The sequence below is a fragment of the Flavobacterium sp. P3_A6 genome (genome assembly GCF_056403035.1).
Genome location: NZ_JBFUGG010000002.1, coordinates 277,132 through 299,938 on the forward strand (window position 1 = coordinate 277,132; position 22,807 = coordinate 299,938).

A 22,807-nucleotide genomic window follows, 5' to 3' on the forward strand; every position below is an offset into this window, starting at 1 on the left:
TTAGTATTTTCACATTAAAAATAACCTAAAACCAAAAAAATATGGGATTCTTCAAAGATTTCAAAGCTTCCTTAATGAAAGGAGACGTATTAAGTTTAGCTACTGCGGTTGTTATTGGTGGTGCTTTTGGTAAAATTGTTGGCTCTGCCGTTGATGATGTTATTATGCCTATCATTGGTTTATTAACTGGTGGAATAGATTTTACCCAAAAATTCATCACTCTTGACGGTAATAGTTATGAAACTTTAGCTGCGGCAAAAACTGCTGGTGCTGCCGTAATAACATACGGAAACCTAGTTCAGGCCATCATCAATTTTGTAATTATCTCATTCTTTATTTTTGTTGTGTTAAGAGCTGCCGAAAAGGCAAGAAAAAAAGACGAAGCTGCTCCTGTAGCACCAGCTGGTCCAACTCAAGAAGAATTGCTTACAGAAATTAGGGACTTGCTAAAGAAATAAGTACTCGGGATTCAATTTAGATTCTTAGAATCTCAGTAACTCAAAAAATTACCGCTTTTACACTATATATTCTAACTAAACCACTCTGAAAAAGGGTGGTTTTTCTTTGTTGTTTGATTTGTAACAATTTGTTAATTTTTGTGAACACGCTTGTTATTTTTTTAAGATTGCTTACTTTTGTACTCCAAAATAGAAATACACAATTAAAATATATAGAATGAAAATAGCAGTTGTAGGAGCTACCGGGATGGTTGGCGAAATCATGTTGAAAGTATTGGAAGAAAGAAATTTTCCATACACAGAATTAATACTAGTTGCTTCTGAAAGATCAGTAGGTAAAGTAATAGAATTTAAAGGGCAAAAACATACCGTAGTAGGATTGCAGACAGCTGTGGATATGAAAGCTGATATTGCTTTATTCTCTGCAGGAGGACAAACTTCATTAGACTGGGCTCCAAAATTTGCGGAAGCAGGAACTACAGTTATCGATAATTCATCTGCTTGGAGAATGGATCCAACTAAAAAATTAGTGGTTCCGGAAATCAATGCTAGTCAATTGACAAAAGAAGACAAAATTATTGCAAACCCAAACTGTTCTACTATTCAAATGGTATTGGCATTGGCACCATTACACAAAAAATACAATGTAAAACGCGTGATTGTTTCTACATATCAATCTATCACCGGAACTGGTGTAAAAGCAGTACAGCAATTCGAAAATGAAGTAGCTGGAATAGAAGGTGATATGGTTTACAAATACAAAATCAACCGTAACTGTATTCCGCAATGCGATAGTTTTGAAGATAACGGATATACTAAAGAAGAGATGAAACTGGTTAAAGAAACCAAAAAAATCTTAAGCGATGACAGTATTAAAGTTACTGCTACTGCTGTTCGTGTGCCTGTAGTAGGTGGACATAGCGAGGCTGTAAACGTCGAGTTCAGCAATGATTTCGATGTAAACGAGGTAAGAACTATTTTGAGTCAAACTGCTGGAATTGTAGTTCAGGATAATTTAGAGACTTTCACCTATCCGATGCCGAGATACGCTGAAGGTAAAAATGATGTTTTCGTAGGGCGCATTCGTCGCGACGAAAGCCAAGACAACACATTGAATATGTGGATTGTTGCCGATAATTTAAGAAAAGGAGCAGCAACAAATACCATTCAAATTGCAGAATACTTAATTGCAGCAAAATTGGTGTAATCCTTTAAAAATTTAATAATTACAAAAACTACAGCTTTAAACGGCTGTAGTTTTTTTGTTTTATTACCTTTGTGTCGATGAAAAGAAAACAGCTCATACTTAATCTTTCTTTGGCTATTGCGGTATTGTTCTCAATACTGTTTCAGTCTATTGATAGTATTGGGCACTTACAGGAAAAATTTTCTGAAAAAAAATGTCATCATACCTATAATTCAAGTGCAGAGTTTACCCATCAGCATCACAGTTTTGACCATTGTTATGTTTGCCAATTTGGATTTAGCAGTTTTACAACCCCAATAAAATATTCCTATGTATTCTACGTTGGGAATTATAATATACCTTATTTCTTTGCAGATGCCGAAGCTGTTTTTTCGTTTTCAGGCAGTTTGTATTCCCACCGCGGTCCCCCAAATTATATGTAACCGAAGCTGTTTATTTCAATTAAAGTAAACAGGTCAAAATCATTTGAAGCGAAAGAACAGGCTTTGTCAGCAAGCATCGTTCCTGCTGTCCGCTATATTCCATCTCGTAAAAAAACGAGCTGGGATACCGCTCCCATCAGGGCTAAAAAGCCAGCACAGTCAGTTTTTGGAAACACGGCCTAATTGTTATTGTTAATATTTTGGCTTAGTCTGCCTAATGCACACGCATTAATCTGTGTCATCTGTGGCTTATAGTAGTGCTATTATGCAAAGCAAATGCTATTCGTTTCAAGTTATGCATATTTTTCAATACAAATAAATTTTACATATATGAAACTATATATAGTGGCCTTATTTCTAGGGCTTACCACTTTCTTGCAAGCACAAAATTCAATCACAGGAAAAGTAACTGATTCTAAAAACAATCCTTTAAAAGGAGTTATTGTTTATGCGACAGAATCGCATAAATCAGTTAAAACCGATGAAAACGGAGTGTATACTTTAACTGAACTTCCAAACGGGGAGGAAACTCTTGTATTTTCATACGTAGGTTTTGCAACTCAAAACAAAAAAATCGCCAAAATTCAAAATACCCAAACGCTGGACATCGTTATGGATGAAATAGCTTTTCAAATGGATGAGGTTATTGTCTCCACTCCTTTCTCCAAGTTACAGTCTCAAAATGTAATGAAAGTAGATCGGGAAAGTATCAAATCGATGCAGGAAAAGGGGAGTGCTACTTTGATAGAAGGATTAGCTACTATTCCGGGAGTATCTCAGGTTTCTACAGGAACATCAATAGGGAAACCGGTAATCCGAGGATTAAGCGGTAATCGAGTTTTGGTTTACAGTCAGGGAATCCGACTGGAAAATCAGCAGTTTGGTGATGAACACGGTTTGGGATTAAATGATGCTGGTGTCGAAAATGTTGAGGTAATAAAAGGACCGGCTTCTTTGCTGTATGGTTCGGATGCGTTGGGTGGAGTTTTGTTTTTTAATCCAGAAAAATTTGCTCTGGCCAATACTTTTCAGGGAGATTTTGGGCAAAGATTATTTTCAAATACTCTTGGAAGCAATACTACTTTGGGTTTGAAAGCTTCAACCGATAATTGGAAATATTTGATCCGAGGAGCCTACAGCACCCACTCTGATTACAAAATTCCAGATGGTGACCGCGTGACCAATACGCGTTTTCAGGAAATGGATTTCAAAGCAGCAATTGGATACAGCAATACAAAATTTTCCAGTGTGTTGAGATACAATTATAATAATCTGGATCTTGGAATTCCAGAAGAAGGCATCACAGATCAAACAACMACAAAGAAAACTGCCTTTCCTAAACAAGGAGTTTACAATAACCTGTTCTCTTTGAATAACACTTTGTTTTTTAACAATTCAAAATTAGATATGAATTTGGGTTATATCAGGAATGACCGTAATGAGTTTGAAGACAGCAATGTTGCGGTTTTGCACATGATTTTAAACACTTTCGATTATAATATCAAATACTATTTGCCGGCAATTGGCAAAGTAGAAACGATTGTTGGTGTTCAGGGAATGTCTCAGGATAATAACAATCTGGGTGAGGAATATTTGATTCCAAATGCCGTAACCAATGATTTCGGGGTTTTTGCTACAGCGATGTATGGTTGGGGTTCTAATTCTTTGCAGGCAGGAATTCGGTTCGATAATAGGCATTTAGTTTCTGATGAACATGGAATTGCTGATGAAGAAGGGTATTTTGAAGCACTTGATAAAAAATATGACAGTTTCAATGCCTCATTGGGATACAAAACCAATTTTGCAAAAGATTTGACTTTTCGGCTGAATGCAGCAACAGGTTTCAGAGCGCCAACTTTGGCTGAATTATCATCCAATGGGGTTCATGAAGGAACTTTTAGGTATGAAATAGGAAATTCCAATTTAAAAACTGAGCAAAACCTGCAAACCGATTTGGATTTGGAATATAAAAGCACTCACTTTGAATTCAGCGTGAGCGGATTTTACAATCATATAAACGATTATATTTATTCGTCGCCAAGCAGTGCTGAAATTGACGGTTTTAAAGTTTATAATTATATTCAGAACAATGCCAATTTATACGGAGGAGAAGCCGCTCTGCACATTCACCCGCATCCATTGGATTGGCTGCATATTGAAACCAGTTTTGAAACCGTTACCGGAAAACTGCAGGATGGTGGCTATTTGCCTCAAATTCCGGCAAACAATTGGAATAATACGATAAAAACTGATTTTAAATTAGGCAAATGGATAGAAGAGAGTTTTGCAACATTCAATGTTTCTACGACTTTTAGTCAAGACAATGTTAGCGGATATGATATTTCTTCAGATGGGTACACGTTGCTGAACATTGGTTTTGGAGGTAAAGTAAAGCTCGGGAAAACTGCTTTTGATGTAAACTTAAACGGGAATAATTTACTTAACAAAACCTATATTCCGCATTTGTCCCGCTTGGCAACGGCAGGAATTCCAAATATTGGAATCAACGGTGTTCTGGGAATTGCGTTTAAATTCTAATTCTTTATTAACCGCAAGGGACGCAAAGCTTTGCGTCCCTTGCGGTTAAAATTATTATGTGTTAATATTCAATCTTTCCGATGTGCCTCATAATCCGAACAATTTTTGTTTTTCTATTGTTGATGTAGGATGAGGAACTGGTTGCTTTATATTTTCTGGGATTGGGTAAGATAGCTGCGATTCCGGCGGCCTGCTGCATCGTTAAGCTCGATGCGTCTCTGCGATACCAATGCTCGGTTGCGGCATAAGCTCCATACACGCCATCGCCCATTTCGATACTGTTGAGGTAGACTTCCATGATGCGTTTTTTCCCCCAAATAAGTTCTATTAAAACGGTAAAGTAAGCTTCGAGGCCTTTTCGGAGGTAACTGCGTCCTTGCCAAAGGAAAACGTTTTTGGCGGTTTGTTGTGATATAGTGCTTCCTCCTCTTACTTTTCGGCCTCTTTCATTGCTTTTGTAGGCTTTTTGCATTGCAATAAAATCAAAACCATTATGCGTCAAAAAGGTTCCGTCTTCGCTGGCAATTACGGCTTTTTGCAAATTCATGGAGATTTTTTCGATGGGTTCCCAATTGTGGCTGAAATGATTTTCTTTGTCAGCTGCATTATTTTCGAAATAACGGATCACCATTAAAGGAGTAAAAGGGACGGGCACAAATTTAAAAAGTACGACAGAAGCTATTGAGAGTCCAAAAAACCATAATAACACTTTCAACAAGAACCATTTTACTTTGGATATCAAGCCTCCTTGTTTCTTTTTAACGGGTTTTTTTGTTGTTTTTTTTGGTGTTATTTTGGTTGCCATTTTTTATACTAAATCTGCTAATTCGGTTCCTATTAAACTTCCTATTGCTACTCCCATGCCGCCAAGTCGAACGCCGCAATACACGTTTTCAGATAATTGTTGGACTATCGGGTTTTTGCTGTTGCCAATTCCCATAATGCCGCTCCAGCGGTGTTCAATCTGAATTTCTTGGTTAGGCAAAATTACTTTTTTTAATAAGTCTTCCAATTTTTTTTGTACAATTTCTGTCTGGCCGAATTCGGTTGTGTTTTCGGCTTCAAAATCCAGATTTCGGCCTCCGCCAAGGAGTATTCGATTTCCTATATTTCTAAAATAATAATAGCCTTTATCCAAATGAAATGTCCCTTTTATATCTAAATTTGGAATCGGTTTTGTGATGAGAACCTGTCCTCTGGCTGGTTTTACAGCACCATTGGTCAATGCATTGGCAAAACCGTTAGTAGCAAATAATAATTTTTTTGTGGTGAAACTAAAGTCGTCTAAGGCTACTTCGACATTGTTTTCGTTATCTATATAGGAAGTGAGCGTTTGCTGGTTCAAAATTAAAATATCTTGTTCGATGGCTTGTTTTAATAAGGCCTGCATCATATTTCCAGTGTCGATCTGAGCTTCAAAAGGATTAAAAATTAAATATTCGTGGATATTTCCAAAACCAAAACGATCTACCTCTTTGGCAAAAACATCAGTTTTAAAAAGCGGTTTTAGAATCTCGTTTATAAAAGGCAGTTTGTTGGAACATTCCGAAAAACTGCTTTCATCTTCTTTTAAAAACAATTCATAACCGCCATAAGGCTTGAAGTCTATTGTGTTATCGCCAAGATTTTTTCTTAATAATTGGAGTCCGCTCCATCTTTTTTTAATGAGCTGAATAACTTCTTCTTCGGTATGCGATTTTAAATCGTCTATAATTTCAGAAATACTTCCAAAACAGGCAAATCCTGCATTTTTAGTACTGGCTCCTTGCGGTAACATTCCTTTTTCTATAATTAATATTTTACTGGCTGGATATTTTTCGCGCAAGCGCAATGCCGAATGCAATCCAACAATGCCACTGCCAATAATAGTGTAATCTATCTGGCTAAACCAATTTTTTAATTCCCAATAGCTTAGTTGCATTTGTTTTTTTTATAAAATTAAATAAATTTTTTAGTCTTTGAATGTTCTCCATTTAATATCCTTGGAAGGCATTGCTTTTTGAAATGTATTATTATTTCAAATGAGCGGTGATTTGGCATTATAATTGTGACATAAAAGTGGTTTGCAAAAAGGATTTTTATTTGAAGAGACCCTAAAGAACAGAAATAAAAATTGAATTAAAATAGTTTGTTATGTTTGACAATATTGATGAGCTCATAGAAATAAATATGAAGCTGTTATATACATCGAAATCCCAATATATGATGCGGATTAATTTCAAGGACGAATATGGTTTTAATTTGAAAAACTCTAAAGCCTTTGCCGATATTTTAGTTAAGAAGGGGATTGTATTATTGGAAAGCAACCAAGGTTTTCGATGTGATTTAACAGATTTGGGCAGGCAGATTTATCAGAATGGCGGATGGATGAAGTATTTACAGACTACTGAACCATTTTTAGAAATTAATGCTGCGATGATGGCAGATTCTCAAGTGGGAAAATTTGAAAAATCATTTTTAAAAAAAATATTTATTGTCAGTATAATTATATTGGTATTATGCCTTTTTATTTCCCTAATTACTGTTCAAATATTCCATAAGCAGTAATTTTTTATGTTCTTTTTTAGTATTAAAATGTTTCAATTCTTTTAAGTTATTTTTAAGTATAGCGACTTGTTCTAATTGATAATTATATTGCTATATTTGAAAACTGAACATATATTTTCAAGAATTATGAAAAAAATACTCTTTTTAATGCTAACAATGATGAGTTTAACAGCGAGTGCTCAAAATGTAATGACTCCCGAATTACTTTGGAAATTAGGACGAATTACTCCTTTAGGAATTTCAAAAGACGGCAAGAATGTTGTTTATAAAGTATCAACTCCTTCGATCGAGGAAAACCAATCCAATTCCAAATATTATAGAGTAGCTATTAATGGCGGAGCAACAGTAGAAATCATTGATGCCAAAGAAGTTTTGGCTGATAAAAATATCTCTCCAGACGGAAAATATTTGGTTTACAATCAAGAAGTAAAAATTGATAAAGTATTAGGGAAAGATTACTACCCTGATTTAGACAAATCCAATGTTCAAATCTATAACGGCTTAGATTATCGCCATTGGGATACTTGGAACGAAGGGAAATTTAATCACGTTTTTTACAAAGAAAATAAAGAAGGTTCAGAAGGAATTGATATCCTAAAGGGTGAAAATTTCGACAGTCCGCAAAAGCCTTTTGGAGGTGATGAAGATTATATTTGGTCGCCAGACGGCAAAAGCATTGTATACGTGTGCAAGAAAAAAGCGGGAACTGAATATGCGCTTTCTACTGATACTAATATATATGAGTACAATTTAGAATCTGGAAAAACGATTAATAGATCAGAGGGAAATGCTGGTTATGACACTGCACCGCAATTTTCTCCTTCTGGAGATTTGACTTGGCTGCAGATGAAACGTGACGGATATGAATCAGATAAAAATGATTTAATTGTTAGTTTCAAAGGCATGAAAATGAATTTAACGGCAAACTGGGACGGAACTGTGGACAGTTTTATGTGGTCGAAAGACGGGCGAAAAATTTATTTTATTGCTCCAATAGATGGCACAAAACAATTATTTGAAGTGAATTTTCCTGGTTTGACTAAAATTGCAGTTCAGGTTCACCAAATTACAAATGGTGATTTTGATGTAAATGATATGGTTGGTTTTTCAGGAGATGATTTCATCTTGACTAGAAGCGATATGAATCATGCGGTCGAAATTTTTTCATATAATTTAAAGAAAAATACTTGGAAACAATTGTCTAATGTGAATACAGCTACTTATGCTTCATTGCAGATGGGGAAAATTGAAAGACGTTATGTTTCCACTACCGATGGAAAAAAAATGATGGTATGGGTTGCTTTTCCTCCTAATTTTGATGCTTCCAAAAAATACCCTACGCTTTTATTTTGTCAAGGCGGACCGCAAGCTCCTTTGACTCAATCCTACTCTTTTAGATGGAACTTTCAATTAATGGCTGCAAATGGATATGTTGTTGTAGCCCCAAATCGTCGTGGTATGCAAGGTCACGGAGTAGAATGGAATGAACAGATCAGTAAAGATTGGGGCGGACAAGTAATGAACGATTATCTGTCGGCTATAGATGATGTGAGCAAGGAAAACTATGTAGACAAAACCCGTTTGGGTTGTGTTGGCGCCAGCTATGGTGGGTATTCTGTCTTTTATTTAGCGGGAATTCACAATAATAGATTCAAAACATTCATTGCTCATGATGGAGTTTTCAACACGCAAAGCATGTTTGGAACCACCGAAGAAGTTTTCTTCAACAATTGGGATTTTGGTGGACCTTACTGGGAAAAGGACAATGCTGTAGCTCAAAAAGCCTATACTCAATTTAATCCTATAAATTATGTACAAAACTGGAACACGCCTATTTTGATTATCCAAGGAGGAATTGATTTTAGAGTACCGATAGGACAAGGGCAAGAAGCTTTTCAGGCAGCTCAAATGAGAGGAATTAAAAGCAGATTCCTTTATTTTCCGGAAGAAAATCACTGGGTTTTACATCCCCAAAATGCTCAAATCTGGCAAAAAGAGTTTTACAAATGGCTTAAGGAAACCTTGTAGCTTTCAAATTAATTAATAATTTAGCAACAGTTTCGTAACAATTTTTAATTTTTTGTTACATATTGCAAACTTAACCTAATATTAAAAATGTATAAATTACCTATCAAATCGTTTTTTATTGCAACAGCTTTAGTAGTTGGAATGAATACTGTGAATGCTCAAGACGGGTTGGTCAACTCGTTGAAAGTTAACGCTAGCGCAAAAAGTGCCGAAAGTTTTAAATTTACAGATGTTATCAATTTAGAAAATACTTCTGTCAAAAATCAAGGTTCTTCGGGAACTTGCTGGAGTTATTCTACTAATTCTTTTTTAGAATCAGAAATGATTAGAATAGGGAAACAGCCGGTAGAATTATCGCAGGTTTTCTCTGCTCGTAATGCTTATGTTGAAAAAGGGAAAAACTATGTGCGCATGCATGGAGCAGTAACTTTGGGAGATGGAGGAGAACTGCATGATGTAATCAATATGTATAAAAAATACGGAGCTGTGCCTCAATCTGTATACACGGGTTTAAACTATGGCACCTCTAAAAATAAGTTTGCCGAAATGGCTTCATTAACAGAAGCGGTATTGGTTGCTGTAGTGAAAAATCCAAACGGAGAATTAACTCCAAACTGGGAAAAAGCATATGCTGCTGTAATTGATTCTTACTTGGGGCAGGTTCCAGAAAACTTCACCTACAAAGGAAAAAGTTATACGCCGCAGACTTTTGCAAAGGAAGTGGTAGGAATCAATCCAGACGAATATGTTGAGTTTGCTTCTTATGCGAATCAGCCTTATTATTCCAAAACTATGATGATGGTTCCGGATAACTGGTCATTTGATTTGGTTTATAACATCAAAATGAATGACATGACGGCTATCATAGACAACGCTTTAAAAAACGGTTATACTGTAGCTTGGGCGTCAGATGTGAGTGAGAAAAGCTTTAGCTGGAAAAATGGTGTGGCTTACGTTCCAACCAAAAAATTTGACGAAATGACCGCCGAAGAAAAAGAAAATATGTTCAACGGTCCAAAACCAGAATTGGAAATCACCGAAGAAATTCGTCAAAAAGCATTCGATAATTACCAAACAACCGATGATCACGCTATGCACATTGTGGGTATTGCCAAAGACCAAATGGGTAAAGAATACTATATTGTAAAAAATTCTTGGGGAACTGCAAACGATTATAAAGGCTATTTGTACGTGAGCAAGAATTTTGTAAAATACAAAACGACTTCACTTATGGTCAATAAAGGAGGAATTCCAACCGATATCGTTAAGAAGATCGGAGCTTAATAAATCAAAAAAGCATAATACTGCAGAAGCCGTCTAAAATTGAGACGGCTTCTTTTTTTGATATAAATCTAAAATCCTTAACTTTTATTATTTATATTTAGGAGCAGGTATGATTAGGCTTTTTTGGTTATAGGATTCCTGCTCTTCACTATATTCCCGATTAACAAAAACTAAGGCAAAAAAGCCTTGTTTTTCTAAATCGGGAGATGCCGTTTCGATCAGGGCTAAAGATAAAAATAGGGCTTCTTTGTTATGATTTACGATTGCACTCAAGGACTAAAACTCCCTAAACAGCGTTATATAATTTATGGAGAGCAAAAAAAGTTATACGCCCATTAAAGTACTTTTAGGTTACCTTGCATTATTAGGATTAGTAATTACCGTTGGTTGGATTTTATATTCTGAAAATGTTGTTTACAGCAAACTGGAAGATAAAATTGCTTTCGAAAAATCTAAGATTTTAAAAGTCAGCAAACTTTTCTCAAATATTTATAAAACAGAAAGTTTAGCCCGCAAAACAATTCAGACGAATTCTGAAAAAGATTTTAAAAGCTATCTTATAGAAACCGATTCTTTAAAATTAAGAATTGATACACTAAAACAAATTGTCACCACGCAATATCAAAAAACTTTGCTGGACAGTGTGACATATTTATTGTCCGAAAAAACTAAAAATATTCAAAAATTAAAAACCATAAAAAACAAAGCCGAAGATGAAGTTTCGGTAGATAATGCGATTAATGAAATTACCAGAATGGAGTTTAAGCTTCGAAAACTTGTTCTTAAAGATTTTGCCAAAAATCCAGATGAATTAGGAAGCTATCAGCGAAATGTCCTTCGAAAATACGTTGATTATCTCAATCAGAACATTCCGGATGACAGTACAAATACACTCAGTAAAAAAGCTTCAGATTCTATTTTAGCCAATTCGAAAAAGCTTTTGACATCAGTAAAACTAAAAGCTGAGAAGAAAAAAGAATCATTAAATTTTGAAGAAAACAAACTCCTCAAAAATGAAATTGCCATCTCAGAACAGCTTCGAAAAGTACTTCGGATCATTGAACGCGAAATCATTATTAACTCGATAAAAAACAATACACTAAAAGAAAAATCACTTAAAAAAGTCAATGAAGTTGTTATGGCGTCGGCAATTATCGGCTTGATATTGACTTTGGTTTTTTCGATTTTGATTGTGAGTGATTATTCGAAATCGCAACTGTATAAAAAGCAATTGGAAATCGCCAATTTCAAAACCAAAAATCTGTTAAAAAGCAGAGAACAGCTTATCTCGACAGTGAGTCATGATTTAAAAACGCCTTTGAGCACGATTGTTGGCTATACGGAGCTTTTAGGCAATTCTGATGTCAACGCAAAACAATCTTATTTCGTTAAAAACATCAAGAACTCTTCAAAATATATTACACAGTTGGTTCAGGATTTATTGGATTTTTCACAAATTGAAGCTGGAAAAATTACAATAGAAAAAGTTCCTTTTTTATTGCCAGAAGCCATAGATGAAGTGGCCAAAAACATTCAGACTGTTTATAAGGAAAAAAACATTGATCTTGTTATTAATATCGATGAGCGACTGCGTAGCAGAATAGTTGGCGACCCGTTTCGACTGAAACAAATTTTGAGCAATATCATCGGGAATGCCTATAAGTTTACCGAAGAAGGATATATTAAAATCAATGCTAATAAAGCAATTGAAGATGACTTTTTTATTATTTCTATTCAAGATTCAGGAATTGGGATTGAAAAGCAAAACCAAAAAATTGTCTTCGAAGAATTTGCTCAAGCGAACGAAAGTATCGAAAAAAAATACGGCGGGACAGGTTTAGGATTGGCTATTTGTCAAAAGATTATCTCCATTTTAGGAGGAAATTTAAAATTGGAAAGTGAGTTTGGTAAGGGAAGCACTTTTATAATCGAGCTCCCGTTAGTCTATGATACCAGCATAAATACAGTTCCCGAAATTGAAAAACCAATCTTTTTAAATACTGAAAAATATACTTTTATTGTAATTGACGATGATATCAATCTGCTGAATTTAACAAGCGGTGTTTTAATGCAGGAAAAGCATCATGTCCTGTCTTTTGATAATGCTGTTAAAGCTTTAAAAGCAATTGAAAACACCAATTTTGATTTTATAATTACCGATATCCAAATGCCTGTAGTGGATGGATTCTTGTTTGTTGAAAAATTAAAAACTCAAAAAAAATCAACCTATAAAAATCAGCCAATAATTGCGCTTACCGGCCGTGCAGATTTGGATTACTTTACTTGTATCAAGGCTGGATTTACAACCGTGATCAAAAAACCATATTCGCCAAAAATATTGCTGGAAACGATTCAGCATATTATAGAAAATAAGGAACTCCCAACAGTTGATTTTAATAAAACCGATGAAATAATACCTTCAAAATTATATTCTTTAGAAACTTTAAAACAGTTTTTAGCAAATGACAATAAAGCTTTATATGTTTTTTTAAAGCAGTTTATTCAAAGCAGTGAAGACAATCTAGTTTTTTTGAAAAATGCCATAAAAGAAAAAGACACAGAAAAAATTAATGCTATTGCACACAGAATCGCGCCAATGTTCAGGCAAATTGAAGCGTATGAAATTGGTGAAATCCTAAAAGAATTAGAGAAAGAGGATTTGAAAAATTCTGATTTGGAAAATCTTATGGATTCTTTAAAAACAAAAATGGGCTTGCTTTTTAAGGAGATAAATAAAGAAATAATTTAAGCTGTTGAGTATAATTTTTGACACATAGACACATAGATTTTCTAATCTTAAAAGGCGTTTCACTTATTTCAAATTCACAAAGTAAGCTATGTGGAAGAAATGTATTTCTTTTTGTGTTCTTTTTTATTCATAAAATCTATGTTTCTATGTGTTTGATTAAGATTTTATGAATTACACCCAACGTTTTAATCTATATTATACTGCTTCAATTTATTATAAAGTGTTTTTCTGGTAATTTTAAGCAGTTTGGCTGCTTCAGATTTGTTATTTTGTGTTCTTGATAAGGCATTAATAATGGTGCCTTTTTCATTTTCTGATAAAGAAAAAGTATCGGTGGAATTCTGTTTTATTTGTGTTTGAAAAAATTCGACGGGCAAAACATCGCTTTCAATATAATAACCGCGAGTTAAAAGCGTCGCTCGTTTTACACAATTTTGCAGTTCTCGCAAATTCCCCGGCCAATTGTATTTTTGAAAAATAGCAATAACTTCGGGTGAAAATCCGATGATTTCCTTATTGAGCTGCTGATTGGCTTTTTCAAGAAAATAATCAGCAAAAACCATTAAGTCTTCTTCTCTGTCTGTTAACGAAGGCGAGAGTATGGAAAACTCATTGATTCTATGGTATAAATCCTCTCTGAAATCTCCGTTTTTAACAGCTTCCCGCAAGTCTTCATTAGTTGCTGTAACGATTCGGATATCGACATTAATTTCTTTGTTGCTCCCTATGGGCTTTATTTTTCGCTCCTGAAGCGCTCTCAGTAACTGTATTTGATTTTCATATGAAAGATTTCCAATTTCATCTAAAAAAAGGGTTCCTCCGTTAGCTGCTTCAAAATAGCCTATTTTATCGTTGATAGCCCCCGTAAAAGATCCTTTTAAATGTCCGAAAAATTCGCTTGTGGCCAATTCTTTTGGGATTGCTCCACAATCAACAGCTATAAAATTGTTGTTCTTTCTGTTGCTTTGCTGGTGGATGCTTTTTGCTATAATTTCTTTTCCTGTGCCGCTTTCGCCAATAATTAAAACCGACATATCCGTTGGGCTTACCAATTGAATATGATCCAATAATTTTTTTGAAGCCACAGAAATTCCTTTTACAAATTCATTTTCAGGAACTGTTTGTTTTTTATTGACTTTCTTTTCTTTGGCTGGAGTTTCTTCTTGAGGAAGCGGCATGGCATTTGTAATTACCAATAAAACCTCGTCAGGATTAAAAGGTTTAGAAATATAATCGGCAGCACCATTTTTAATGGCTTTTACGGCAGTATTCACATCCGAATATCCTGTCATGAGTATAACGGGTATTTCTGGATTTGAATTTTTAAATTCTGCCATTAGTCCAATACCGTCAAAATCCGGCAAACGGATGTCCATCAGAATCAGGTTGAATGATTCTTTTTTGATAGCTAATCTGGCTTCGGCTGCAGAAAAAGCAATGGTCACATGATATGCTTTCTTTATTAGAAATTTTTCTAATAATTTGCAAAATGAAATATCATCTTCTATCAGTAATATCTTTGACATCTGTTTTTTAGGCCTTTTCAGCTAAAATAACATTAATAAACTTGGATTTTCATAAAATTATGCAAAAAAAAAGGGATTGTTGTACAACAATCCCTTTTTCGTCAAAAACATAAATCTAATTCCCCCAATTATTATTTACCAGTTGCCATTAACATCTGTATAAACAGTAGATTTCTGGTTGCCAACTGATAATTCTAGTTTGTACTCTTTTTTATGGTTCACATACGCTTTGACAAGCTTAGCGTGCGTGGATGCTGTTTCTAAAGTTGCTTTTACTGTTGCAGGGACTGCATTCACGCTAACTTCTGTGTATTTAGTATGAATATTTGATTCAGTTTTAATATTTTCAGAATTTGCATTGCTATTAGCATAAATTGTTATGCATCCTAGAGCAATAGCCACTGTTAAGATTAGCATTTTCATGATGTTAATTTTATTTTTTCATGATGTTTCCGGATGCATCCGTAAATATTGTATACTTTTTATCATTTTTGGTAATTTCCAGCTTGTACTCATTCTTTTCGTTTTTGTACGCTTTTTCTAATTTTGTGCCTGAAAATGACTTTTCAAGAGTTGATTTTACGGCTGCAGGAATTGCGTCTGCACTTATTTCGGTAAATTCATCTTGAACATTTAAAGACTGAATCATCGAAACTGAATCTACAGTATTAGTTGCCTGCAGAGACATTGCTCCTAGAATTATTACTGCGGATAAGATTAACTTTTTCATAATTATAATTTGTTAATTATTTTTTGATCCAGGTTCCATCTGCATTTGCATACAGAGCACCTACTTTGTCACCAACAGTAACTTCTAATTTGTATTCTGATTTTGCATTTTTATATGCTTTAGAAAGGATCCCAGTTGGATATGCTTTTTTAAGAGCATCAGTTACAGCAGTAGGGACTTCTTCTAATTTTATTTCAGTGTATTCTTCCTGAACAGAAATTGTTTTTACGATTGTACTTGAAATTGAAGAAGTTGAAGCAAATGAAGTTAAACCTCCCAAAACTATTGCGGCTGATAAAAATAAATTTTTCATAATGAGTTTATTTAGTATTGTTTATTAAAGTTTAAAAAAGATTAGCAGGATTATTTTTTAATCCAAGTTCCATCTGCATTTGCAAAAAGGCTCTCAGTTTTCCCGCCAACAGTAACATCTAATTTGTATTCTGTTTTTTCGTTTTTGTATGCTTTAGCGATTACTGCGTCTGGATATGCTTTTTTAAGAGCATCAGTTACAGCGGTAGGAACTTCTTCTATTTTAATTTCGGTGTATTCGTCTCCAATACAAATGTTTTTTACAATAATAGAAGGAACTGTAGTCGAAGCAAATGAAGTTAAGCTTCCTAAAGCAATTGCGGCTGATAAAAATAAATTTTTCATAATGTTAATTTTGATTATTAAATTGTTGTTTACGCTTTAGATAATGAAAATATTATGCCATTAAAGAAAAGAGGTGTGCCAAAGCTAATAAAGCCTTATGGTTAAACGTTTTTTTTGAAATGTGCCAAAATTTAAAAGAGGAGGAAAGTGTGTAATTTCATCAATACCTGTATAAAAAATATACATAAATATTGTTTACTTTAAAAAAATAAGGAAAAAAGAAACCCTTTCAGAATTTTAAATTCCGAAAGGGTTAACTTGATAAATGAAAAAAGGCTGTCTAAATATTGACAGCCTTTAAAATTATTCTATAGGAATCATTTTGAAAGTATCCATGAAAGCAGTTGTATAATCGCCTTCAATATATTTAGGATCGTCCATCAATTGTCTATGGAACGGAATAGTTGTTTTGATTCCTTCGATTACAAATTCGTCTAATGCTCTTCTCATTTTACTAATAGCTTCTTCACGAGTTTGGGCTGTAGTAATTAATTTAGCAATCATAGAATCGTAATTTGGCGGAATAGTATAACCTGAATATACGTGAGTATCCAAACGAACTCCGTGACCGCCTGGCATATGTAATGTAGTGATTTTTCCTGGAGATGGTCTGAAATCGTTAAACGGGTCTTCAGCATTGATACGGCATTCGATAGCATGCAATTGCGGAAGGTAATTTCTTCCTGAAATTGGCACACCTGCAGCTACTAAAATTTGCTCACGAATCAAGTCATAATCTACTACTTGTTCCGTAATAGGGTGTTCTACTTGGATACGAGTATTCATTTCCATGAAGTAGAAGTTTCTGTGTTTGTCGACCAAAAACTCAACAGTTCCAGCACCTTCGTATTTTATATATTCTGCTGCTTTCACAGCAGCTTCTCCCATTTTAGTACGCAATTCGTCGGTCATAAAAGGAGAAGGAGTTTCTTCAGTCAATTTTTGGTGACGGCGTTGAACAGAACAGTCTCTTTCAGAAAGGTGACAAGCTTTACCGTATGAATCACCAACAACTTGGATTTCGATATGACGAGGCTCTTCAATTAATTTTTCAAGATACATTCCGTCATTTCCAAAAGCAGCCGCCGATTCCTGACGAGCACCTTCCCAAGCTTTTAATAAATCTTCGGGAGCCCAAACAGCTCTCATTCCTTTTCCACCACCACCAGCAGTTGCTTTTAGCATCACAGGATATCCAAATTGATTGGCTAATTCTGCAGCTTGCTCAAAGGATTCTAAAATTCCAACTGAACCTGGTACACATGGAACTCCAGCTTCGATCATGGTAGCTTTTGCAGAAGCTTTATCTCCCATTCTGTCAATCATTTCAGGAGATGCACCTATGAATTTTATGTTGTGTTCTTGGCAGATTTTAGAAAATTTTGCGTTTTCAGATAAGAAACCGTAACCAGGATGAATTGCATCTGCATTTGTGATTTCTGCAGCTGCAATAATATTTGACATCTTTAAATAAGACAGGTTGCTTGGTGGAGGTCCAATGCAAACAGCTTCATCAGCAAATTTTACATGCAGGCTTTCCGCATCGGCAGTAGAATAAACTGCTACCGTTTTGATACCCATTTCTCTACAAGTACGGATGACACGAAGTGCAATTTCTCCTCTATTTGCTATTAGTATTTTTTTAAACATATTTTTTTAAAATTAAATTCCAAAAATTAAATTCCAAATCCCAAATCCAAGATTTGTTTTGGAATTTGGAATCTGTTTATTTTTTTAATTTATTTAAGATGGATCTACTAAGAATAAAGGTTGGTCAAATTCTACAGGAGACATATCGTCTACCAATATTTTTACGATTTTACCAGATACTTCTGATTCAATTTCGTTGAATAATTTCATTGCTTCAATTACGCAAAGAACATCTCCTTTAGCAATGGATTTACCAACTTCAACAAACATTGGCTTATCTGGAGAAGGCTTTCTGTAAAAAGTACCAATGATTGGTGATTTTATAGTGATGTAATTGTTTTTTTCAACTGGTTCGGCTACAGGGGTAGCGGCTACAGGAGCAATCTGCTGTGGAGCGGCAGCTTGCGGAAGAGCGTTTTGAGCAGGCAATTGTTGAACATAAGTTGCTTCGGTAACGTTTCCTTCTAAAGTAGTTCGGATGGTGATTTTTACATCGTCCATTTCTAATTTTACTTCTGCAACACCTGAATTTGCTACAAATTTAATTAGATTTTGAATTTCTTTTAAATCCATAATTAAGTTCTTTTTAGTTTAATTTATTTTTTATCGTAAGCCCAAGTTAAGTAAATAGATCCCCAAGTAAAACCACCGCCAAAAGCAGCAAAAATGATAGTGTCTCCTTTTTTGAAAAGGTGTTCAAAATCGTATAATACTAAAGGTAATGTTGCTGAAGTAGTATTTCCATATTTTTCAATATTCATCAATACTTTGGCATCTTCCAAGTTCATTCTGTGGGCAGTTGCGTCGATGATGCGTTTGTTTGCCTGATGAGGCACTAACCAATTTACATCTTCATTGGTTAAATTGTTTCTCTTCAAGATCAATTCGCTTGCATCGGCCATATTGGTAACGGCATATTTGAAAACAGTTTTTCCGTCTTGTATGATGTTGTGCTTGTTGTCATTTACTGTATCTATACTTGTTGGCAGAATAGATCCGCCAGCAGGTATTTTCAAGAAATCACGACCAATAGCATCACTTCTTAAGTATTCGTCCTGCAATCCGTATCCTTCGTAGTTAGGCTCAAATAATACTGCGCCTGCACCGTCACCAAAAATAATACAGGTAGATCGGTCTTTGTAATCAACAATAGATGACATTTTATCAGCACCTATCAAGAGTACTTTTTTATATCTTCCGGATTGGATGTAAGCTGCGGCAGTTGACATCCCATAAAGGAAACTTGAACACGCGGCTTGTAGATCGTAAGCGAATGCATTGGTAGCGCCTATTGCAGTGGCTACATAAACACCAGTTGCCGCTACTGGCATATCTGCAGTTGCAGTTGCCATTAAAACCAAATCTATTTCAAGAGGATCAATATTTGATTTAGCGATTAAATCTTGTGCAGCTTTTATAGCAAGAAAAGAAGTTCCTTTATCAGCATCTTTTAGTATTCTTCTTTCTTTAATTCCTGTGCGTGTGGTTATCCATTCATCATTTGTGTCGACCATCGTTTCTAAAACTTTGTTGGAAAGAACAAAGTCCGGAACATAACCACCAACTGCGGTAATTGCGGCTGTAATTGTACTCATTATATGCGATTATTTATTGTCAAATGCTGCCATTTGCAAAATTTTTAAAAGTCTCTAAAATTACAATAAAAAAACTAAACTAATTGTGTTAAGTTTTTCTTATTTGGGGAGGTAAATTATAAACAACAAAAAAAACTCTCACGAGGTGAGAGTTCTAGTATTGTTTACAAAAACGTATTAAGCAAGAGCTACGACAGATTTATCGATAACAACTTGTCCTCTGTAGTACATTTTCCCTTCATGCCAGTAAGCTCTGTGGTATAAATGTGCTTCTCCAGTAATTGGACACGTAGCGATTTGAGCTACAGTAGCTTTGTAATGTGTTCTTCTTTTGTCTCTTCTAGTTTTTGAGATTTTTCTCTTAGGATGTGCCATTTTACTATATTATTTATCCGTTAATAGTTGCTTTAATTTGTCCCAGCGCGGGTCTATGTTTTCTTCTTCTTTTTTTTCTTTTTTTTGCTCTTTAATTGTCAATTCTTTCAGTTTTTTCAAAGCTTCTGTGTTTAAACTGCCATCCTTTATTCCAGGATGTATTCTTTTTAATGGAACTGAGAGAATTATCATCTCATAAATATATTGAGCGATGTCTATTTCAAATTCCCCAAAAGGAAGTATTAGCAACTCTTCATTGTCGTTATTAAAAGTTTCTCCAAATCGAACAATAAGTTTTAATTTTCCTTTTATTGGTAAATCAAAATCCTCACTTGTAAGGTCACAAGGAACATTAACGGTTCCTTCGTGTTTGAAACTTAGTTCTAACAGGTTGCTTTTTTTGTCTAAAACTACATTTACTTTGATGTCTGAATTTTGAAATTCATTATAATCAAAGATTTCAAAGAACTCATTACTTATTTGATACTCAAATTTGTGTTTCCCTAGCTTCAATCCTACGAAAGGAATTGTATATTCTTTTGTCTTGCTCATTTCAACAACAATTTGCCCTAAACTTCGGGAGTGCAAAGATATAAAATAAATGGAAATCTAATAATGTTATTCACCTTTTTTTGTTTATAACTGTTTTTCTTTTGTTTTTAGAGGCTTTTGGCTAATTTCTGCATATTGATTTCTCGAATTATATACATCAATTGCAAGATAAACAGCTTCTTTAAAAGAGTTGTGATCGGCTTTATTTTTCCCTGCTATGTCGTATGCAGTTCCGTGATCTGGTGAAGTTCTTATTTTATTGAGTCCTGCTGTATAATTTACGCCATTTCCAAAAGATAATGTTTTAAAGGGAATCAATCCCTGATCGTGATATGTGGCTATAACGGCATCATAATTTTCATATTGATTGCTTCCAAAGAAGCCATCTGCTGCAAAAGGACCAAAAACGAGAGTCCCTTTTTCAAATAATTTTTTCAAGGCAGGCTTTAAAATGGCGTCATCTTCATTTCCTATAACACCTCCGTCACCGCAATGAGGATTAAGACCGAGTACTGCAATTTTGGGTTTGTTAATGCTAAAATCCTGAATTAAAGTTTTATTGACGGTTTCAATTTTTTTGAAAATTAATTCTTCTGTTAAATGTGAAGCTACTTCGTTAATTGGGATATGATCAGTTAATAAGCCAACTCTTAGGTTGTCTTGTACCATTAGCATTAATGCATCACCTTCTAATTCTTGATTTAGATAGTCTGTGTGTCCTGGGAATTTAAAATCTTCGGATTGAATGTTGTACTTATTTATTGGGGCGGTCACCAATACATCAATTTCTCCATCTTTTAACGCTTTGGTAGCGGCAACAAATGATTTGATGGCATATTGCCCTATTTTTTCATCATTAGTTCCAAGGTTTAAATCAACTCCTTCTCTCCAAAGATTTAAAACATTGACTTTGCCAATTACAATTTGATCCAGTTTGTCTATACCGTGTAAAGGAACTATTGATTCAAAATTTTTTCTGATGAAAGATAGAATTTTTACATTGGCAAAAATAACGGGAGTGCATAATTCTAACATTCTGGTATCTTCGAATGTTTTTAGAATCACTTCGCTTCCAATACCGTTTAAATCTCCTATTGAAATTCCTACGATTATATTTTCTGCTTTTTTCATAATGTTCTCTAGTTATTTATTGCTAATTTTGAACTGCAAATTTAGTAAAATAAAATAAGAAATGTTTACAGGAATAATTGAAACGCTTGGCAAAGTCCAAGAAGTTAAAAAAGAGCAGAATAATATTCATATCACTATAGATTCGGCATTGGCAAACGAATTAAAAATTGATCAAAGCGTGGCTCATAATGGAATATGCTTAACAGTTGTTGCTATAGCTGGTAATCATTACACGGTTACTGCTATTGGGGAAACTATCAAAAAAACCAATATATCCAATTGGAAAGTTGGAGATAGTGTCAATCTCGAAAGAGCGATGAAGCTTGGAGACCGTTTGGACGGACATATTGTGCAAGGTCATGTGGATCAAACAGGAACTTGTATTGCAGTTGAGGAAACTAATGGAAGCTGGTTTTATACTTTTGAGTATGATGCCGATTTGCAAAATATTACTATTGAGAAAGGTTCTATTACAGTAAACGGAGTTAGTTTGACTGTGGTGGATTCTGGCAAGAATAATTTTAGTGTGGCTATCATACCTTATACATACGAACATACTAATTTTAATTCGTTTGCTGTGGGGACTGCTGTTAATTTGGAATTTGATGTAATTGGAAAATATGTTTCTAGGCTGTATGTGAGCAAATAGAACAGAAAAAATGAGATTATAAACAAAAAAAGACCAATTTTAAATTGGTCTTTTTTTGTTTAGTTTGTGATTATATATAATGTATATTCCAAATAGAACAGCTATGAAGATTAGTATTAAGATATTCTCGTTTATTGGAGCGTCTTCTGTTGGCGGTGGGTCTATTGGTGGTTCTGGGTCATCTGCATGCGCAACATATCCATAAAGGCAAAAAAGCAGAATGCTTCCTTTTTGTAAAGTTTTATTTAAAATTGTCTTCATTTTGGGGATGTGGTATTATGATTTTTTTTGAATAACCTTTAATGCAAAAGTATGTTTTTTTTATATTGGAAGGAAATAAATTGCGATTAAATGCAAAATTTTACGGTAAATCAATCGTATGTTTTAATCGTAAAGTAAAAACTTACAAAAATGTATTTTAAATAAATTTGTCGTTTAGTATTGTAAAATATTTTTTTTTGATAGTTCTATGTTTTCAAAAAAGTTAAAACTAACTTTTGCACTTGATCAAAAAAACGTAAATCCCGGTAAAATAAGAGCTTTAAATAAAAAAACCGCACTAAATTAGTGCGGTTTGTGGTCCCACCTGGGCTCGAACCAGGGACCACCTGATTATGAGTCAGGTGCTCTAACCAGCTGAGCTATAGGACCGGTTAAGAGTTTGCAATATTACTACAATTATTTTATTACCGCAAGTATTTTTGGGGTA

At 34.4% G+C, this 22,807-nt stretch carries 23 protein-coding genes and 1 tRNA gene; 9 read left to right on the top strand and 15 right to left on the bottom strand.

Annotated elements, in window-relative coordinates; all coding sequences use genetic code 11:
• Positions 1-41 precede the first annotated feature (41 nt).
• The 4 genes from mscL to AC1DVP_RS03105 all read left to right on the top strand — a co-directional run bounded on the left by mscL (position 42) and on the right by AC1DVP_RS03105 (position 4,625).
• A complete protein-coding gene (gene mscL, locus AC1DVP_RS03090; RefSeq protein ID WP_477182085.1) occupies positions 42-458 on the top strand; it encodes a large conductance mechanosensitive channel protein MscL in 417 nt (138 codons plus the stop codon).
• 217 nt (positions 459-675) lie between these two features.
• Positions 676-1,665, top strand: coding sequence for an aspartate-semialdehyde dehydrogenase (locus AC1DVP_RS03095; RefSeq protein ID WP_477182086.1), 990 nt, complete (start codon positions 676-678; stop codon positions 1,663-1,665).
• Positions 1,666-1,742: 77 nt separating this feature from the next.
• The gene (locus AC1DVP_RS03100; protein ID WP_477182087.1) at positions 1,743-2,087 is read left to right on the top strand and encodes a hypothetical protein; all 345 of its coding nucleotides are present in this window, start codon (positions 1,743-1,745) and stop codon (positions 2,085-2,087) included.
• A gap of 330 nt (positions 2,088-2,417) precedes the next feature.
• Positions 2,418-4,625 (top strand): TonB-dependent receptor, encoded by a 2,208-nt coding sequence (locus AC1DVP_RS03105; protein WP_477182088.1) that lies wholly within the window; start codon positions 2,418-2,420, stop codon positions 4,623-4,625.
• 61 nt (positions 4,626-4,686) lie between these two features.
• Here the strand turns inward: AC1DVP_RS03105 and mtgA are convergent, their stop codons facing one another.
• Positions 4,687-5,430 (bottom strand): monofunctional biosynthetic peptidoglycan transglycosylase, encoded by a 744-nt coding sequence (gene mtgA / locus AC1DVP_RS03110; RefSeq protein ID WP_477182089.1) that lies wholly within the window; start codon positions 5,428-5,430, stop codon positions 4,687-4,689.
• A 3-nt stretch (positions 5,431-5,433) separates the two neighbouring features.
• Positions 5,434-6,546 carry an NAD(P)/FAD-dependent oxidoreductase gene (locus tag AC1DVP_RS03115; protein ID WP_477182090.1) on the bottom strand — a complete coding sequence of 371 codons (1,113 nt, stop codon included), beginning with the start codon at positions 6,544-6,546 and terminating at the stop codon, positions 5,434-5,436.
• Positions 6,547-6,758: 212 nt separating this feature from the next.
• On the opposite strand from AC1DVP_RS03115, the gene AC1DVP_RS03120 reads away from it, so the two are divergent.
• The 3 genes from AC1DVP_RS03120 to AC1DVP_RS03130 all read left to right on the top strand — a co-directional run bounded on the left by AC1DVP_RS03120 (position 6,759) and on the right by AC1DVP_RS03130 (position 10,484).
• Complete coding sequence (locus tag AC1DVP_RS03120; RefSeq protein WP_477182091.1) at positions 6,759-7,172, top strand: hypothetical protein; 414 nt, start codon at positions 6,759-6,761, stop codon at positions 7,170-7,172.
• Between the two features lie 126 nt (positions 7,173-7,298).
• On the top strand, positions 7,299-9,200 hold the full coding sequence (locus AC1DVP_RS03125; RefSeq protein WP_477182092.1) for a S9 family peptidase: 1,902 nt from the start codon (positions 7,299-7,301) through the stop codon (positions 9,198-9,200).
• Between the two features lie 87 nt (positions 9,201-9,287).
• On the top strand, positions 9,288-10,484 hold the full coding sequence (locus AC1DVP_RS03130; RefSeq protein WP_477182093.1) for a C1 family peptidase: 1,197 nt from the start codon (positions 9,288-9,290) through the stop codon (positions 10,482-10,484).
• A gap of 87 nt (positions 10,485-10,571) precedes the next feature.
• On the opposite strand, the gene AC1DVP_RS03135 is transcribed toward AC1DVP_RS03130, so the two are convergent.
• Positions 10,572-10,757 (bottom strand): hypothetical protein, encoded by a 186-nt coding sequence (locus AC1DVP_RS03135; protein ID WP_477182094.1) that lies wholly within the window; start codon positions 10,755-10,757, stop codon positions 10,572-10,574.
• A gap of 34 nt (positions 10,758-10,791) precedes the next feature.
• Between AC1DVP_RS03135 and AC1DVP_RS03140 the strand changes: the two genes are divergently transcribed.
• Positions 10,792-13,233 (top strand): hybrid sensor histidine kinase/response regulator, encoded by a 2,442-nt coding sequence (locus AC1DVP_RS03140; protein ID WP_477182095.1) that lies wholly within the window; start codon positions 10,792-10,794, stop codon positions 13,231-13,233.
• Positions 13,234-13,418: 185 nt separating this feature from the next.
• Here AC1DVP_RS03140 and AC1DVP_RS03145 read toward each other — a convergent pair whose 3' ends face one another.
• The 11 genes from AC1DVP_RS03145 to pdxA all read right to left on the bottom strand — a co-directional run bounded on the left by AC1DVP_RS03145 (position 13,419) and on the right by pdxA (position 21,452).
• A complete protein-coding gene (locus tag AC1DVP_RS03145; RefSeq protein ID WP_477182096.1) occupies positions 13,419-14,759 on the bottom strand; it encodes a sigma-54-dependent transcriptional regulator in 1,341 nt (446 codons plus the stop codon).
• A gap of 135 nt (positions 14,760-14,894) precedes the next feature.
• A complete protein-coding gene (locus AC1DVP_RS03150) occupies positions 14,895-15,182 on the bottom strand; it encodes a hypothetical protein (protein WP_477182097.1) in 288 nt (95 codons plus the stop codon).
• 10 nt (positions 15,183-15,192) lie between these two features.
• Positions 15,193-15,489 carry a hypothetical protein gene (locus tag AC1DVP_RS03155; protein WP_477182098.1) on the bottom strand — a complete coding sequence of 99 codons (297 nt, stop codon included), beginning with the start codon at positions 15,487-15,489 and terminating at the stop codon, positions 15,193-15,195.
• Positions 15,490-15,505: 16 nt separating this feature from the next.
• Positions 15,506-15,802 (bottom strand): hypothetical protein, encoded by a 297-nt coding sequence (locus tag AC1DVP_RS03160; protein WP_477182099.1) that lies wholly within the window; start codon positions 15,800-15,802, stop codon positions 15,506-15,508.
• A 50-nt stretch (positions 15,803-15,852) separates the two neighbouring features.
• Entirely contained in the window at positions 15,853-16,146 is a 294-nt protein-coding gene (locus AC1DVP_RS03165) for a hypothetical protein (protein WP_477182100.1), read from the bottom strand.
• Between the two features lie 303 nt (positions 16,147-16,449).
• A complete protein-coding gene (accC, locus tag AC1DVP_RS03170) occupies positions 16,450-17,796 on the bottom strand; it encodes an acetyl-CoA carboxylase biotin carboxylase subunit (protein ID WP_477182101.1) in 1,347 nt (448 codons plus the stop codon).
• Between the two features lie 93 nt (positions 17,797-17,889).
• The gene (accB, locus tag AC1DVP_RS03175) at positions 17,890-18,369 is read right to left on the bottom strand and encodes an acetyl-CoA carboxylase biotin carboxyl carrier protein (protein WP_477182102.1); all 480 of its coding nucleotides are present in this window, start codon (positions 18,367-18,369) and stop codon (positions 17,890-17,892) included.
• Between the two features lie 23 nt (positions 18,370-18,392).
• The gene (locus AC1DVP_RS03180; RefSeq protein ID WP_477182103.1) at positions 18,393-19,391 is read right to left on the bottom strand and encodes a beta-ketoacyl-ACP synthase III; all 999 of its coding nucleotides are present in this window, start codon (positions 19,389-19,391) and stop codon (positions 18,393-18,395) included.
• A gap of 177 nt (positions 19,392-19,568) precedes the next feature.
• Positions 19,569-19,766: a 50S ribosomal protein L32 gene (gene rpmF / locus AC1DVP_RS03185; protein ID WP_100432852.1), complete on the bottom strand. Its 198-nt coding sequence runs from the start codon at positions 19,764-19,766 to the stop codon at positions 19,569-19,571.
• Positions 19,767-19,775: 9 nt separating this feature from the next.
• The gene (locus tag AC1DVP_RS03190) at positions 19,776-20,318 is read right to left on the bottom strand and encodes a YceD family protein (protein ID WP_477182104.1); all 543 of its coding nucleotides are present in this window, start codon (positions 20,316-20,318) and stop codon (positions 19,776-19,778) included.
• 84 nt (positions 20,319-20,402) lie between these two features.
• Positions 20,403-21,452, bottom strand: coding sequence for a 4-hydroxythreonine-4-phosphate dehydrogenase PdxA (gene pdxA, locus AC1DVP_RS03195; RefSeq protein ID WP_477182160.1), 1,050 nt, complete (start codon positions 21,450-21,452; stop codon positions 20,403-20,405).
• A gap of 58 nt (positions 21,453-21,510) precedes the next feature.
• Between pdxA and AC1DVP_RS03200 the strand changes: the two genes are divergently transcribed.
• Entirely contained in the window at positions 21,511-22,098 is a 588-nt protein-coding gene (locus AC1DVP_RS03200; RefSeq protein ID WP_477182105.1) for a riboflavin synthase, read from the top strand.
• A gap of 577 nt (positions 22,099-22,675) precedes the next feature.
• On the opposite strand, the gene AC1DVP_RS03205 is transcribed toward AC1DVP_RS03200, so the two are convergent.
• A tRNA-Ile gene (locus AC1DVP_RS03205) sits at positions 22,676-22,749 on the bottom strand.
• Positions 22,750-22,807: the final 58 nt, after the last annotated feature.